This window comes from Burkholderia sp. MSMB617WGS (assembly GCF_001532025.2).
In the GTDB taxonomy this organism is placed as follows: domain Bacteria; phylum Pseudomonadota; class Gammaproteobacteria; order Burkholderiales; family Burkholderiaceae; genus Burkholderia; species Burkholderia savannae.
Map to the genome: position 1 here is coordinate 1,210,536 of NZ_CP013457.1, position 13,661 is coordinate 1,224,196.

Below are 13,661 nucleotides of genomic sequence, written 5' to 3' on the forward strand. Positions count from 1 at the left end.
ACATGGCTCGCATAACCGTTGAAGACTGCCTGAAGCAGATTCCGAACCGCTTCGAACTGGCACTCGCCGCCACTTATCGCGCGCGGCAGCTCGCGCAAGGCCATACGCCGAAGATCGAAAGCCGCGACAAGCCGACGGTCGTCGCGCTGCGCGAGATCGCGGCCGGCCAGGTCGGTGTCGAAATGCTGAAGAAAGTGCCCGTTTAAGGCACACTCGGTTTCTTCAGCCATGTAGTCCACGCGCAACCGACGAGCGAACCCAGGAGGCGAAAATGAGCACCACACCATCGTCCGCCTCCTCGGGGGCCGGGCACGCCGAGGCCACCGCACCGTCCCCCGCGCGTCAATATATCGACGCGGTCCTCGAACAGTCGTTTCGCCATCTGTTCGGGCCGACCGCGACGCCGGAGCAGCCGCGCAAGCACGGCGTCGTTTCCATCGCGAAGCTGACGGCCGCGCTTGCCGATTACCTCAGCCCTGAGGAAATCAAAGAGGTCAAGGCGGCGTTCCACTTCAGCGACGAAGCCCACCTCGGCCAGTATCGCCAGAGCGGCGAACCCTACATCACCCATCCCGTCGCCGTCGCGGAAATCTGCGCCGGCTGGAAGCTCGACGCCCAGGCGATCATGGCGGCGCTCTTGCACGACGTGATGGAAGACCAGGGCGTGACGAAGAGCGAGCTCGCCGAGCGCTTCGGCCCCAAGGTCGCGGAGCTGGTCGACGGGCTGTCGAAGCTCGACAAGATGGAGTTCAGGAGCCGCGAGGAAGCGCAGGCGGAAAACTTCCGCAAGATGCTGCTCGCGATGGCGCGCGACGTGCGCGTGATCCTCGTGAAGCTTGCCGACCGCCTGCACAACATGCGCACGCTCGGCGCGGTGCCGATGGAAAAGCGCCGCCGCGTCGCGCGCGAGACGCTCGACATCTACGCGCCGATCGCGCACCGCCTCGGCCTGAACAACACGTATCGCGAGCTGCAGGACATGAGCTTCGCGAACTTCAATCCGCATCGCTACGCGACGCTCGAAAAGGCGGTGAAGGCCGCGCGCGGCAATCGCCGCGAAGTGATCAGCAAGATCCTCGAGTCGGTGCAGCGCGCGATGGCGGACGCGAAGATCGACGCCGAGATCACCGGCCGCGAAAAGACGATCTTCAGCATCTACAAGAAGATGCGCGACAAGCAGCTGTCGTTCTCGCAGGTGCTCGACGTGTACGGCTTCCGGATCGTCGTCGAGCATCCGCTCGACTGCTACACGTGCATCGGCGTGCTGCACGCGCTCTACAAGCCGGTGCCGGGCAAGTTCAAGGATTACATCGCGATTCCGAAGGTCAACGGCTATCAGTCGCTGCACACGACGCTCGTTGGCCCGTTCGGCGCGCCGATCGAGTTCCAGGTGCGCACGCGCAAGATGCATGAGATCGCGGAGGCGGGCGTGGCCGCGCACTGGCTGTACAAGAACGGCGGCGCGGATCTGAACGACGTGCAAAAGCGCGCGCATCAATGGCTCAAGTCGCTTCTCGACATCCAGAGCGAGGCGGGCGATTCGAGCGAATTTCTCGAGCACGTGAAGATCGACCTGTTCCCGGACGCGGTCTACGTGTTCACGCCGAAGTCGAAGATCATGGCGCTGCCGCGCGGCGCGACCGCGCTCGACTTCGCATACTCGATCCACAGCGATCTCGGCAACCAGTGCGTCGCCGTGAAGATCAACAACGAACTGCTGCCGCTGCGCACCGAGCTCAAAAGCGGCGACATCGTCGAGGTGATCACCGCGCCGTACTCGAAGCCGAACCCTGCGTGGCTCGGCTTCGTGCGCACCGGCAAGGCGCGCTCGGCGATCCGGCATTATCTGAAGACGATGCGCCTGAACGAGTCGGTGCAACTCGGCGAGCGCCTCGTCGACCAGAGCCTGAAGGGCTACGGGCTCGCGCTCGCCGACGTCGCGCCCGAGGTGTGGGAAAAGCTCGTGCAGTGGACGGGCAACAAGAGCCGTCAGGAGATCTTCGCGGACATCGGTCTCGGCCGCCGAGTGGCCGCCGTGATGGCGAAGCGAATCGAAGTGCTGATGAGCGGGCGCGATGCGGACGACGATCTGCCGCGCGCCGAGCGTCACGCGGCCAACCACGCGCCGCCCGTCGTGATCACCGGCACGGAGGGGATGTCGGTGCAGCTGTCCGCGTGCTGCCGGCCGATTCCGGGCGACGACATCATGGGCTACATCGGCATCGGGCTCGGGATGGCGATTCATACGACGGCCTGCCGCGTCGCGCAGCGCATTCACCGGCGCGATCCGGGCCGCTGGATCGACGTCGCATGGGCGCCGCAGCCGGGCCGCCTGTTCGACGTCGCGGTGAAGGCGCTCGTGAAGAACACGAAGGGCATTTTCGCGCGCGTCGCGGCGGACATCACGTCGGCCGACGCGAACATCGTCCATATCGCGATGGACGAGGATCTGACGCACGAATCGACGGTGTTGCGCTTCGTGATCCAGGTGAGCGATCGCGTGCATCTCGCGAACGTGATGCGCCGCGTTCGCACGAATCCGGACGTGATGCGGATCATGCGCGAGCGCTCGAACGACGACGTCGTGCATGCGCGCCACGACGGCGGGATGCGGATCGATCGCGAGCGGCAGGATTACTAGCGTGCGGATGGCGCCCGGCGCGGGCGCAGGCAAGCGCGGCATCGGCGGCCTTCGGGCCGCCGTTTTCGTCTGGAGCGCGGCGCGGCGACGAGAGGCGCAGGAAAGGGCGGTGGGCGCGGGCTTTCAGTGCCGGCCGTGCGGAGCGGCGGGGCGCATCCATCCGCGCGCAAAAACAAAGGGCCTTCCCGGAGGAAGGCCCTTCAAAAATGGCGCGGCTGGCAGGATTCGAACCCACGACCCCTTGGTTCGTAGCCAAGTACTCTATCCAACTGAGCTACAGCCGCACGCAAAGCGGTACAACTTTGAACTGAGAGGGCCTTCTCGCGAGAAGGCCCTTGAAAAAATGGCGCGGCTGGCAGGATTCGAACCCACGACCCCTTGGTTCGTAGCCAAGTACTCTATCCAACTGAGCTACAGCCGCACGCAGAAGTGGGATTATAGCAAACAAATTTAAAAAGGGAAGCCTTTCTCCACGATTTATCAGATAAGGCTGTTCGTGTAACCTTACAGCATCCGATAGTCGCTTAAATTGCATCATGAACAAGGCGTTTGTGAAGGAGTCGGACGGAGACGACGACGACCTCGACCACGCGCAGGCCGCGATTCCGCCCGGCGCGAAGAACTACATCACGCCGGCGGGCCACAAGCGCCTGCGCGACGAGTTGCTGCATCTGATCGACGAAGCGCGCCCCGAGGTGGTGAAGCTCGTGTCGTGGGCGGCATCGAACGGCGATCGCTCGGAGAACGGCGACTACATCTATGGCAAGCGGCGTCTGCGCGAAATCGACCGCCGCATCCGCTTTCTGACGAAGCGTCTCGATCTTGCCGAAGTCGTCGACGCGAGCCGCCAGGAGAACGCGGATCAGGTGTTCTTCGGCGCGACCGTCGATTACGCGACGCAGGACGGCGCCGAGCATACGGTGACGATCGTCGGCGTCGACGAGGTCGATCTGGATCGCGGGCACGTGAGCTGGATCTCGCCCGTCGCGCGTGCGCTGCTGAAGGCGCGTGTCGGCGACACGGTCACGCTGGTGACGCCCGTGGGGCCCGAGCCGATCGACGTGCTCGACGTTCGCTACCCGGCACCGGGCGCGGCGTGAGTCATGAGGGGAGAGCGCGTTGCTCCTCTCGCACGCCGGCCGCGAGCAATGCATCCGCGGCTCGCGAGCCGCGCAGACATGCCGCCGACATCGCGCGCACTCGGGCGAAGCAGCTCCGTGCCCATCCGATCGATCATAAAAAAAACGCCCCGAAAGGGGCGCTTTTGATCGGGCCCGAAGGACCGGTTAGAAGCGGTGACGCAGGCCGGCCGTGACGGCGACCTGCTTTTCGCTCGACGACATGCCGCCGATGCCGTTGATGTATGCGCCGAGGCCCGTGCCGTCGCTGTTGACCTTCTGATACACGCCTTGCAGGTACACGTCCGTGCGCTTCGACAACGCGTAGGCCGTCTGCAGGTTGAACTGGTTCCAGCCCGGGTGATGGTTCTCGATGAAGCCCGCGGTGTACGTGTACGAGCCCGAGACCGTCCAGGCCGGCGTGAACGCGTAGCGCGCGTTCACTTCATAGTTGTTGAAGCGCATGAACGTGCCGTCGAGCGCGATGCCGCTCGAGAGGCCCGATGCGCTCGCGCCGATCGCCGTCGCGCGATTGACGCGCGATTGCGTGAACACGAAGCCAGCCGTCGCAGGACCGTACGTGTAGTTCAAGCCGCCGCCGAACACACGCTGGCGCTTGCCGACGAACGTGTTGTCGAGTGCGACCGCGCCCGATGCGTTCGACACCGTCGGGCCGAAGTCGTTGTTCAGTTGCAGGTAGCCGGCGCCGACGTTGAAGCCCGCGTAGCTGTACGACACGCCCGCGCTATAGGCGCGGTTGTTCGTGAACTCGTTGCTGTTCGAGAAGCCGTACAACGCGCCGAACTTCAGGCCGGCCCAGTTCACGCTCGTGTACTTGACGGCGTTGTTGATCCGGAACGAATTGTTCAGGTTGTCGTTGTCGAACGGGTGCGCGAACTGCGTGCCGCCGAATTGCGTGCCCGTCAGCGACAGCGGCCCGAGGTAGTCGACGACGCTGTCGTATTGACGGCCGAGCGTCAGCGTGCCGTATTGCTCGTGCGACAGGCCGACGAACGCCTGGCGGCCGAACTCGCGACCGTTCTGCTTCAGCGTGCCGTTATTGATGCCGAAGCCGTTTTCCAACACGAAAATCGCTTTGAGGCCGCCGCCGAGATCTTCGGCACCGCGCAGGCCCCAGCGGCTGCCGTTGACCGAGCCGGTGGATTGCGACCACGCGCTGTGGCCGCCTTGGTTATTCGTGTAGGTGATGCCGGCGTCGATCAGGCCGTACAGCGTCACGCTGCTTTGCGCATGGGCGGCCGTCGCGAAGACGCCAGAGAGAGCGGCAACGATGAGGGTCTTTTTCATTGGGTTTATCTCCGTCCGAAACAGGGTGGATAACGATATCTGACCTGTTCTTCGATGTTCCCGGCGGCTGCTGCGAGAAACCGAGCCGGGGCATGTCTCGGGCGCATACCGCCGCCCGTCATCACAAGCTATCCGCAGTGTAAAAGAGCGTTGCCGAAAGCCGATGAATCCGGATTAAGAAATAATGTATTTGCTTTTCAGCAATAATTGGCGTGGCGGCGGAAACCCTTGCGGGGCAAGGCTTTGGGCTGGATTGGGCAAATATTTTTCCGCTCCCGAACCTTCGGCGGCGTTGCGCGACAGCGACAATCGGTGGAGAGCCGGCCGAGGTGCATCCCGCATGCGCGCGATTATTGACACTTCGGCAATAGAGGTTTGTGGGGAGTACGATTAATGAAAGGGAGTCAACTCGTTATACTGAGGTTTCTGCTTACCAAAGCAGACTTTTTCGTTGACGGAAAAGATCTCCAAACCTTTGTCAGCGCGACTCTCCGGTCGCGCTTTTTTTTGCCCACTCCTATTGTTCATACCAGCGCCTGCGGCGCCTGGGTGGAGGCGACGCGTCGGTCGGCTCTTCCTGCGCGGGCAGGACGGGCTGCGCCCAGTCTTCCATCACGTAGTGACGCGCATCGAGCGGCGATGCAAGCAGGTTCTGCCAATGATCGCCATGCCACGTCGCATCGAATTCGCTCGCGAACATCGTGGGCGCCGCCGGCGCGCGGCCCGTCGAATTGTTGCGGCGCGCAATGCCGAGCCGGTGTGCGAAGCGTTTGATGCCGTTCAGCATGACAGTCTCCCGCGCCCTACGGGGCGACGCTCAGCATTGCAAAGGTTCTTGCGCACCGCAACCCGGACAAATACTAAGCCTCGTCAATTCGCTCGATCGCGGTAGATTTTTCTTTTGCGGATTTTAATAGTCAGCTACCCCGGTAATAATGACAGGTGTTGTTGCGGTTAATTAATTTCTCGCTCCTAGTGTACCGATTCCAGTTGTATTCTTATCAAATCGTATAAGCGGTCATCAAAAATTTTCTTGACTGAATTGGATTCTCCCATTTATAAAAGCACCACCAAGCTTGCAGTGCTTCCCGCACGTCGAAAGAAGGGGGTAGAGGAAGCGTCGGAGCTTTGTGTGACGGTATAAGGGCGTAGCCCGTGTTTTATTTTTATTTAGTGGGGAACTAGGAATATGGATACCGGTATCGTGAAATGGTTTAACGATGCTAAGGGCTTCGGCTTTATTACGTCGGACAATGGCGGCGAAGATTTGTTTGCCCATTTCTCCGAAATCAGGATGGAGGGCTTCAAGACCCTTAAGGAGAATCAGCGTGTGTCGTTCGAAGTGAAAACCGGCCCGAAGGGCAAGCAGGCCGCGAATATTCAGGCGCTTTGAACGCCTGAAACGCGCCGAGGGCCGTGCAAACCCCCGCCTAGGCGGGGGTTTTGATTTCTTGGGCGAGTAGAATAGGGACTGCTAGCGCCGGGGCCGCCCCCGCGTCCGTCCGACAACACACGAAGTGCCGTTCGTCCGCCATCCATGTCCGTCTCGCCGCTGCTCCACCCTGCGATCGACACGCCGCTCGCGTTCGTCGATCTCGAAACCACCGGCGGTTCGGCCGTCGAGCATCGCATCACCGAAATCGGCGTCGTCGCCGTGCATGCGAATCACGTGTCGACCTGGACGACGCTCGTCGATCCGCGGCAGCCGATTCCAGCGTTCATCCAGCAACTCACGGGCATCACCGACGCCATGGTGCGCGGCGCGCCCACGTTCGCCGACATCGCATCCGCATTGTTCGAGCGGCTCGACGGCAAGCTCTTCATTGCACACAACGCCAGCTTCGACCGCGGGTTCCTGCGCGCGGAATTCGAGCGCGCGGGCTTCGCGTTTAATCCCGACGTGCTTTGCACGGTGCGGTTGTCGCGCGCGCTTTTCCCGCGCGAGTCGCGTCACGGGCTCGACGCGCTGATCGAGCGGCACGCGCTCACGCCTTCGGCGCGCCACCGGGCGCTCGCCGACGCGGATCTCATCTGGCAGTTCTGGCAAACATTGCACGACGCGATTCCGGCCGATCAGTTGCGCGAGCAAATCGCGCGCACGACGCGCCGTTTCCGGCTCGCGGGCACGTTGACGGAGGCGCATCTGGAGCGCGCGCCCGCCGGCTGCGGCGTGTATGCGCTCTTCGGCGACGACGATGTGCCGCTCTACGTCGGCCGCAGCGTTCGGGTCCGGCAGAGGCTGCGCGCGCTGTTGACGGGGGAGCGGCGCTCGTCGAAGGAAATGCGGCTTGCGCAGCTGGTTAGGCGGGTCGAGTGGCGCGAGACGGGCGGCGAGCTCGGCGCGCTGCTGGCCGAGGCGGACTGGATTGCGTCGCTCGCGCCTTCGTTCAACCGGCGGCCGGACCGAAGCGCCGCGGGCGACGCGGGCTGGCCGTTCGACGGGCCGGTCGCGTTCGAGGAGCGCGGCGAGTCGAGCGTCTTTCATGTGGTTGACGGTTGGCGCTACGTCGGCGCCGTGGCGTCGATCGAGCAGGCCGCGGCGCTCGCGGCCGAAGCGCGCGAGGCGGGCGGACGCGACGCGGAGGCGGCGCCCGCGGTGCGCCGCATTCTGCGAACGCATCTTGCGCGCGGGCTGCAACCGATCCCGCTCGCGGGCGCCGCGTCCGCTGCCGCCTAGCCGACGGCGCTTGCGCCGCCCGCCGTGCAGACGTGAGACAGCGCGGTGCCGAGCGCGTCCTTCTGGCCCGAATCGTAGCGCGTCAGCGTTTTCCAGTTCGCGATGCTGCGTGCGAGACGCGACGGGCAATCCTGCGCGTCCCGCAGTGGCGCGACGCGCGCGAGCGCAGCGATCAGCGACTGAGTCAGCCGGTCGAGCTGCGGCCGCGTGCTCGTCGCGAGATCGGGCGCGGGGCCTTCGGGGCCATGCGTCGCGCGCCACGTCGCGAAGAGCGCGTTCTGCACCTGCTTGCTCGCGGTGATCTGGTCGTCGAAAAAAGTGCGGGCGTAAGCGGGATCGACGCCGCTCGCCGTCGCGCGCTTTTCGACGTCGGCCAGCAGCGCCGCTTCGCGCGGCGGGTCCGAAATCGGCTTCTTGTTGATCCACTTCCATTGAGCGACGGGCTCGGCGAGCGCGAGGCGCTGCGACGCGAGCGCGACGAGGTTCGTGAGCGCGGTGTCGTCGCCGTCGGCGGCGGCGACGCGAGGCGCGGTCAGCACGGCGAGGCCGAGCGCGGCGGCAGCCAGGCTTGCACAAAGAGATGGTTTCATGGCGAAAAACGACAATGCCGGCTTGCGGGAGCCGAGTGGTGGAAAAAACAGAAGAATAAGCGAAGACGTTGCGCAGCGACGCGGCGCAAGCGAGGGATCAGCGGACGCAGCAGCCTCGACCCGGCTGGCCGTTGCGGCCCGGGTTCGGTATGGGTTGCCGAGACGAGAAGGCGGCGGTGCGCAAGGAAGCGTTCGCGAGCACGCGACGATTCACCGGCACGGATGCGCCGTCGGGCCGTGCACGGTTACTTCGGCGTGCACAGCTTGTGCTGCTCGTCGAAAAACGCGCGCACATGTTCGGGCAGCTCGGCGAGAAACTCGACGGCCACGGGCTCGGGGTCCGGGCTCATCACCTTCTCGGGAGGCGGAATGCGGGTTGGCCTTTCGTCCATGTTCTCTCTCCTTGGGTAAGGGAATTATCGAACGCCAGCTTTGCTTTGTGCCAGTGTTCAATCGTTAGATTTTGTCTCTGTTGCTTAAACGGTACATGCATTTGCGTTGATTTGCGGCAATGCGCGTTTCCGAACGGATGCGCATCGTTCGAAGCGCAGCCGCAAACTGACTTGTTATACTGCGCGCCTCTTTTTCCCGAGCTGCGATGAAACGTTCGACGCGATGGATGAGCCTCGTCTGGCTGGCGCTGGTACTCAACGTACTGTCGCCCGTCATCGGCTACGCGCGCGCCGCCTCGAATGCGGCCGACGCGCCGTTCGCGCTCGAGTTGTGCAGCGCAGCGGGCGCGAAGCGCATCGTCGGCGCGGGCGAGACGCGCAAGGACGACGGCGCGCTCGCGCACGTCGCTCATTGCGTCTACTGTCCCGGCTTCGCCGCGAACGTCGCGCTCGGTTCGAGCGCGCCCGCGTTGCCGCGCTTCGTTCGTGCGTTCGCGTATGCGAGCCGCGTCGAGCGGCCCGCCGTCTTCTTCCGCCGCGGCGTGCGCATCGCGCAGCCGCGCGCCCCGCCTGAAACCGTTCCGGTCTGATCTCAGCAGCCCGCTCGCGCGTCGCCACGCGTGAGCGCCGTCGCGCGCGCGACGTCGGGCGTCACGTCCGTTCTTCTGCGAAGACGGGCGCGGCGTGCGTTCGCATGCGCGGCGATCCGCCGACCACGTTTTCAGGATTTGCTTCTCCATGTCTCATGCTCTTGCCGCGCTCGCCGCGCGCAGGCGGCTCGCGGCCGCCTGCGCCGCGGCGCTCGCCTGGCCGGCCGCTCATGCGGCGCCGACGGGCGCCGCCCCTGCCGATTCAACGTCCGACGCCGCCGCCGCGACGACGGCATCCGGGAAAACCTTGAATGTCGTCACCGTGACCGCGCAGCGCCCCGCATTCGCGCCCGACACGCCCGGCGTCGTCGAGTCGCTCACGCGCGATCAGATCGATTCGCACGTCAACGTGACGACCGAAGACGCGCTCAAGTACGCGCCGAATCTGATGGTGCGCCGCCGCTACATCGGCGATCGCAACTCCGTGTTCGCCGGCCGCGATTTCAACGAGCTGCAGAGCGCGCGCGGGCTCGTCTATGCCGACGGCCTTCTGCTGTCCAATCTGCTCGGTTCGAGCTATTCGTATCCGCCGCGCTGGTCGCTGATCCAGCCCGACGACATCGCGCGCGTCGACGTGCTGTACGGCCCGTTTTCCGCGCTCTATCCGGGCAACGCGATCGGCTCGACCGTGCAGATCACGACGCGCAAGCCGGAGCGGCTCGAGGCGTCGGTGTCGACGCAGTTCTTCACGCAGCGTTACCGTGACGGCTACGGCTTCGCCGACAGCTTCGGCGGCAATCACCAGACCGCGCGGCTCGCCGACCGGATCGGACGTTTCTGGTATGCGCTGTCGCTCGACCGGCTCGAGAACGACAGTCAGCCGATGCAGTACGCGAGCCCGAACGCCGCGTACGATCCGAAGCTCGGCGCGCCGGTGCCGGTGACGGGCGCGGCCTCAGACGTCGGCCCGAACGGCCGGCCGCGGACGATCGTCGGCGCGCAGACGATCGAGCGCACCGAGCAGCTCAACGAGACGCTGCGCTTCGGCTACGCGTTCACCGACCACGTCGACGCGACGGTCACGCTCGGGCATTGGGAGAACCACTACCGCCAGCACGGCGACACGTTCCTGCGCGATGCGGCGGGCAACCCGGTGTACGGCGGCAACGTGTCGTTCGGCGGGCGCAGCTACACGGTGTCGCCGACCGCATTCGCGCCGCAGAACGGCGACCAGGAGAATTGGCTGTACGGGCTCGGGCTCGACGCGCGGCTTGCGTCCGGCTGGAAGCTGTCGGCGAGCGCTTCCGCATACGACGTGTCGCGCGACGTGTTGCGCAGCGCGTCGAGCGCACCGCCCGGCGCGTGGGACGGCGGGCCCGGCACGGTGTTCCATGGCGAGGGCACGGGCTGGCGCACCGTCGATCTGCGCGCGGAATCGCCCGACGTGCGCGGGCATCGCTTCTCGTTCGGCTATCACTTCGACACCTATTTCCTGCGCAACGCGACCTACAACACGGCCGACTGGCGGAACGCGGCGCCGACGACGCTCGCGAACAGCTATCGCGGCAACACGCGCACGCAGGCGCTGTACGCGCAGGACGCGTGGCGTTTCGCGCCCGGCTGGCTCGCGACGCTCGGCCTGCGCTACGAGCGCTGGGACGCGTACGGCGGCGAGCTCGGCAATGCGGGCGCGACGCTCGGTTATGCGGATCGCGGCGCGACCGCGCTGTCGCCGAAGCTCGCGCTCGAATGGCAGCCCGCGGACGCGTGGCGCTTGCGGCTGTCGTTCGCGACGGGCACGCGCTTTCCGACCGTCGCCGAGCTGTTTCAAGGAACGATCTCGAACAACGCGATCGTCAACAACAACCCGAACCTGCAGCCGGAAAAGGCGATCGACTGGGATTTCACGGCCGAGCGCGACGTCGGCTTCGGCGTCGTGCGCGCGAGCGTGTTCCAGAGCGACCTGCGCAATTCGATCTACAGCCAGACGACGGTCGCAGGCGCTTCGACGTACACGAACATCTCGAACGTCGGGCGCGTGCGCGTGCGCGGCGTCGAACTCGCGTTCTCGGGGCAGGACGTCGGGATCAAGGGGCTCGACGTCGACGCGAACGTCTCCGCGACGAACGCGCAGACGCTCGCCGACGCGGCGAATCCGAGCTACGTCGGCGCGCGCTGGCCGAGAGTTCCGCGCATGCGCGCGAACCTGCTCGCGTCGTACCGCTTCGACGAGCACTGGATGACGAGCGTCGGCGTGCGCTATTCGGGGCGCCAATTCAGCACGCTCGACAACAGCGACGTGAACCCGAACGTGTACGGCGGCACCAGCTCGTATACGGTCGTCGATCTCAAGGCGCGCTACCGTTTCGATCGCCACTGGCTTGCGTCGTTCGGCATCGACAACGTGACCGATCGCCGCTACTACGTGTTCCACCCGTATCCGGGCCGCACCTTCTATGGAGAGTTGAAATGGTCGCTTTGAAGCATGGGCCGGCAGGCGTCGCGCTGCTCGCGCTCGCCTGCGGTGCGCTCGCGCACGACGCGCGGCCGGCTGCGGTGGCGTCCGCGCCGCATGCCGCTCACATGGCAATGGACTCGGCAACCGCCGGCGCCGCGCAGAAAGCGCCGCTCGCGACGGGCGCCGCGTTCGATGCGCGTCATCGGCTGTGGGTCGCGTGGGTCGAGGGACAGCACGTCGTCGTCGCGCATTCGGACGACGCGGGGCGCACGCTGTCCGCGCCCGCGACGGTCAATGCGCTGCCCGAGCCGGTCTACACGAGCGCCGAGAACCGGCCGAAGCTTGCCGCGAGCCCGGACGGGCGTGCGGTCTACGTCACGTGGTCGATGCCGCTCGATGCGCCGTACACCGGAATGGTGCGCTTCTCGCGCTCGCTCGACGGCGGCGCGACGTGGTCCGTGCCCGTCACCGTGCATCGCGACCGGCAGGCGATCACGCATCGCTTCGACATGCTGACGGTCGATCCGCAAGGCCGCGTCTTCGTCGCGTGGATCGACAAGCGCGACCTTCTCGCCGCGCAGCGCTCAGGGAGAGCGTATGACGGTGCGGCGATCTACTACGCGGTGTCGGCCGACGGCGGCGCGACCTTCGCGCCGGAGCGCAAGGTAACGGACCACACGTGCGAATGCTGCCGGATCGCGATGGCGACCGATCCCGACGGGCGCGTGCAGGCCGCGTGGCGCAACGTGTTTCCCGGCCAGATTCGTGACCACGCGATCGCGGTGCTGCCGGTGTCGGCGGATCGCGCGGTCGAGCCCGTGCGCGCGACGTTCTCGAACTGGCATGTCGAAGCGTGTCCGGATCACGGACCGGCGCTCGCGATCACGAACGATGGCGTGCGGCATCTCGCGTGGTTCGGCGTCGTCGACGGCAGGGCCGATGTGTTCTATTCGCGGCTCGATGCGGGCGGCGCGCCGCTCGGCACGCCGTTCGCGTTCGGCGACGATCCGGCGACACCGAACGAGCAGGCGTCGCATGCGGCGATCGTCGCGCCGCGCGACGCGATTTGGCTCGCATGGAAGGCGTTCGACGGCGACACGATGCGCATCAAGTTGCGTCGCTCCGACGACGGCGGCGCGCACTGGAGCGCGCCGCGCACGATCGCGCAGACGTCCGGCGCGAGCGACAATCCGCAATTGCTGACTGATCGCGGGCGCGTCTATCTGTCATGGCGCACGCGCGACGACGGCTACCGGCTGATCGACGTGGAGGGGCAACGATGAAGCGCAGGATGCTCATGCTCGCTGCGCTCGCGATCGCGGCGTCGAGCATCGCGGGCGAATTGCAACCGCCGCAATCGCCGCAATCGCCGCAATCGCCGCAGCCGCTGCGCGCGGCGGATGTCGCGTCGCTCTATGCGAGCGGGCGCGGCGCGCCGCTCGTCGTCGAAGTCTGGTCGCTCGACTGTGGCTACTGCCGCGAGAACGCCGCGCATCTCGTCGAATGGCAGCGGCGCCATCCGCAGGTGCGGATCGCGCTCGTCGCGCTCGATTCGCTCGACGAGCACGCGCCGCAGCTCGCTGGCGCGTTCGCGCAGATGAAGCTGCCCCCGAACGTCATGCAATATGCGAACGCCGAGCCGATGCCGGAAAGGTTGCGCGTGGCGCTCGATTCGGGCTGGCGCGGGGAGCTGCCGCGTACGCTGTGGATCGACGCGGACGGCATGCGCCGCGCGAAGAGCGGTCTGCTCGCGCCGGCCGTGCTCGATGCGTGGCTGCAACGTCGGGAGCCCTGACGATCGGCGCGCGGCGCATGCCGTCGCCGGCAAGCGGGCGCTGCGTCCGCTTTGCCGGCGGCGCGCATCGCGCAACATCGCGCCGCGTGTCG

13 protein-coding genes and 2 tRNA genes are annotated in these 13,661 nt (G+C 65.8%); 9 read left to right on the forward strand and 6 right to left on the reverse strand.

Going from position 1 to position 13,661, the window contains the following annotated elements:
- Positions 1 to 2: 2 nt before the first annotated feature.
- Positions 3 to 206 carry a DNA-directed RNA polymerase subunit omega gene (gene rpoZ, locus WT60_RS06010; protein ID WP_006025620.1) on the forward strand — a complete coding sequence of 68 codons (204 nt, stop codon included), beginning with the start codon at positions 3 to 5 and terminating at the stop codon, positions 204 to 206.
- A gap of 65 nt (positions 207 to 271) precedes the next feature.
- Positions 272 to 2,641 carry a bifunctional (p)ppGpp synthetase/guanosine-3',5'-bis(diphosphate) 3'-pyrophosphohydrolase gene (locus tag WT60_RS06015; protein ID WP_038750956.1) on the forward strand — a complete coding sequence of 790 codons (2,370 nt, stop codon included), beginning with the start codon at positions 272 to 274 and terminating at the stop codon, positions 2,639 to 2,641.
- A gap of 207 nt (positions 2,642 to 2,848) precedes the next feature.
- Here WT60_RS06015 and WT60_RS06020 read toward each other — a convergent pair.
- Positions 2,849 to 2,925, reverse strand: a tRNA-Arg gene (locus WT60_RS06020).
- A 60-nt stretch (positions 2,926 to 2,985) separates the two neighbouring features.
- Positions 2,986 to 3,062: transfer RNA gene (locus tag WT60_RS06025), tRNA-Arg, on the reverse strand.
- A gap of 115 nt (positions 3,063 to 3,177) precedes the next feature.
- Here WT60_RS06025 and greB point away from each other — a divergent pair.
- Positions 3,178 to 3,741 (forward strand): transcription elongation factor GreB, encoded by a 564-nt coding sequence (greB, locus tag WT60_RS06030; protein ID WP_038750955.1) that lies wholly within the window; start codon positions 3,178 to 3,180, stop codon positions 3,739 to 3,741.
- Positions 3,742 to 3,927: 186 nt separating this feature from the next.
- On the opposite strand, the gene WT60_RS06035 is transcribed toward greB, so the two are convergent.
- Together WT60_RS06035 and WT60_RS06040 are read right to left on the reverse strand one after the other, a co-directional pair.
- On the reverse strand, positions 3,928 to 5,067 hold the full coding sequence (locus WT60_RS06035; protein WP_038750954.1) for a porin: 1,140 nt from the start codon (positions 5,065 to 5,067) through the stop codon (positions 3,928 to 3,930).
- A 517-nt stretch (positions 5,068 to 5,584) separates the two neighbouring features.
- Positions 5,585 to 5,854 carry a hypothetical protein gene (locus WT60_RS06040; RefSeq protein ID WP_038750952.1) on the reverse strand — a complete coding sequence of 90 codons (270 nt, stop codon included), beginning with the start codon at positions 5,852 to 5,854 and terminating at the stop codon, positions 5,585 to 5,587.
- Positions 5,855 to 6,256: 402 nt separating this feature from the next.
- Here WT60_RS06040 and WT60_RS06045 point away from each other — a divergent pair, with 402 nt between their 5' ends.
- Both WT60_RS06045 and WT60_RS06050 read left to right on the forward strand, forming a co-directional pair.
- Positions 6,257 to 6,460: a cold-shock protein gene (locus WT60_RS06045; protein ID WP_004522324.1), complete on the forward strand. Its 204-nt coding sequence runs from the start codon at positions 6,257 to 6,259 to the stop codon at positions 6,458 to 6,460.
- A 144-nt stretch (positions 6,461 to 6,604) separates the two neighbouring features.
- A complete protein-coding gene (locus WT60_RS06050; RefSeq protein ID WP_059671196.1) occupies positions 6,605 to 7,744 on the forward strand; it encodes an exonuclease domain-containing protein in 1,140 nt (379 codons plus the stop codon).
- Here the strand turns inward: WT60_RS06050 and WT60_RS06055 are convergent.
- Both WT60_RS06055 and WT60_RS34340 read right to left on the reverse strand, forming a co-directional pair.
- Complete coding sequence (locus WT60_RS06055; protein WP_038750947.1) at positions 7,741 to 8,334, reverse strand: chorismate mutase; 594 nt, start codon at positions 8,332 to 8,334, stop codon at positions 7,741 to 7,743. The two genes, WT60_RS06050 and WT60_RS06055, sit on opposite strands and share 4 nt — an antisense overlap.
- A gap of 245 nt (positions 8,335 to 8,579) precedes the next feature.
- On the reverse strand, positions 8,580 to 8,726 hold the full coding sequence (locus tag WT60_RS34340; RefSeq protein WP_038750945.1) for a hypothetical protein: 147 nt from the start codon (positions 8,724 to 8,726) through the stop codon (positions 8,580 to 8,582).
- Between the two features lie 206 nt (positions 8,727 to 8,932).
- Here WT60_RS34340 and WT60_RS06060 point away from each other — a divergent pair, with 206 nt between their 5' ends.
- From WT60_RS06060 to WT60_RS06075, 4 genes are all read left to right on the forward strand, one after another.
- Positions 8,933 to 9,316 (forward strand): DUF2946 domain-containing protein, encoded by a 384-nt coding sequence (locus tag WT60_RS06060; protein ID WP_060356855.1) that lies wholly within the window; start codon positions 8,933 to 8,935, stop codon positions 9,314 to 9,316.
- 148 nt (positions 9,317 to 9,464) lie between these two features.
- Complete coding sequence (locus tag WT60_RS06065; RefSeq protein WP_060356856.1) at positions 9,465 to 11,798, forward strand: TonB-dependent receptor; 2,334 nt, start codon at positions 9,465 to 9,467, stop codon at positions 11,796 to 11,798.
- Positions 11,786 to 13,057 carry a sialidase family protein gene (locus tag WT60_RS06070; RefSeq protein ID WP_060356857.1) on the forward strand — a complete coding sequence of 424 codons (1,272 nt, stop codon included), beginning with the start codon at positions 11,786 to 11,788 and terminating at the stop codon, positions 13,055 to 13,057. The genes WT60_RS06065 and WT60_RS06070 overlap by 13 nt, the downstream gene beginning before the upstream one ends.
- Complete coding sequence (locus WT60_RS06075) at positions 13,054 to 13,569, forward strand: TlpA disulfide reductase family protein (protein WP_060356858.1); 516 nt, start codon at positions 13,054 to 13,056, stop codon at positions 13,567 to 13,569. The genes WT60_RS06070 and WT60_RS06075 overlap by 4 nt, the downstream gene beginning before the upstream one ends.
- The last annotated feature ends 92 nt before the right edge of the window (positions 13,570 to 13,661 follow it).

What these genes read in the sequence shown, in the direction of transcription:
- rpoZ (WP_006025620.1), top strand. Translation starts at nt 3, where the DNA reads ATGGCTCGCATAACCGTTGAAGACTGCCTGAAGCAGATTCCGAACCGC.
- WT60_RS06015 (WP_038750956.1), top strand. Translation starts at nt 272, where the DNA reads ATGAGCACCACACCATCGTCCGCCTCCTCGGGGGCCGGGCACGCCGAG.
- greB (WP_038750955.1), top strand. Translation starts at nt 3,178, where the DNA reads ATGAACAAGGCGTTTGTGAAGGAGTCGGACGGAGACGACGACGACCTC.
- WT60_RS06035 (WP_038750954.1), bottom strand. Translation starts at nt 5,067, where the DNA reads ATGAAAAAGACCCTCATCGTTGCCGCTCTCTCTGGCGTCTTCGCGACG.
- WT60_RS06040 (WP_038750952.1), bottom strand. Translation starts at nt 5,854, where the DNA reads ATGCTGAACGGCATCAAACGCTTCGCACACCGGCTCGGCATTGCGCGC.
- WT60_RS06045 (WP_004522324.1), top strand. Translation starts at nt 6,257, where the DNA reads ATGGATACCGGTATCGTGAAATGGTTTAACGATGCTAAGGGCTTCGGC.
- WT60_RS06050 (WP_059671196.1), top strand. Translation starts at nt 6,605, where the DNA reads ATGTCCGTCTCGCCGCTGCTCCACCCTGCGATCGACACGCCGCTCGCG.
- WT60_RS06055 (WP_038750947.1), bottom strand. Translation starts at nt 8,334, where the DNA reads ATGAAACCATCTCTTTGTGCAAGCCTGGCTGCCGCCGCGCTCGGCCTC.
- WT60_RS34340 (WP_038750945.1), bottom strand. Translation starts at nt 8,726, where the DNA reads ATGGACGAAAGGCCAACCCGCATTCCGCCTCCCGAGAAGGTGATGAGC.
- WT60_RS06060 (WP_060356855.1), top strand. Translation starts at nt 8,933, where the DNA reads ATGAAACGTTCGACGCGATGGATGAGCCTCGTCTGGCTGGCGCTGGTA.
- WT60_RS06065 (WP_060356856.1), top strand. Translation starts at nt 9,465, where the DNA reads ATGTCTCATGCTCTTGCCGCGCTCGCCGCGCGCAGGCGGCTCGCGGCC.
- WT60_RS06070 (WP_060356857.1), top strand. Translation starts at nt 11,786, where the DNA reads ATGGTCGCTTTGAAGCATGGGCCGGCAGGCGTCGCGCTGCTCGCGCTC.
- WT60_RS06075 (WP_060356858.1), top strand. Translation starts at nt 13,054, where the DNA reads ATGAAGCGCAGGATGCTCATGCTCGCTGCGCTCGCGATCGCGGCGTCG.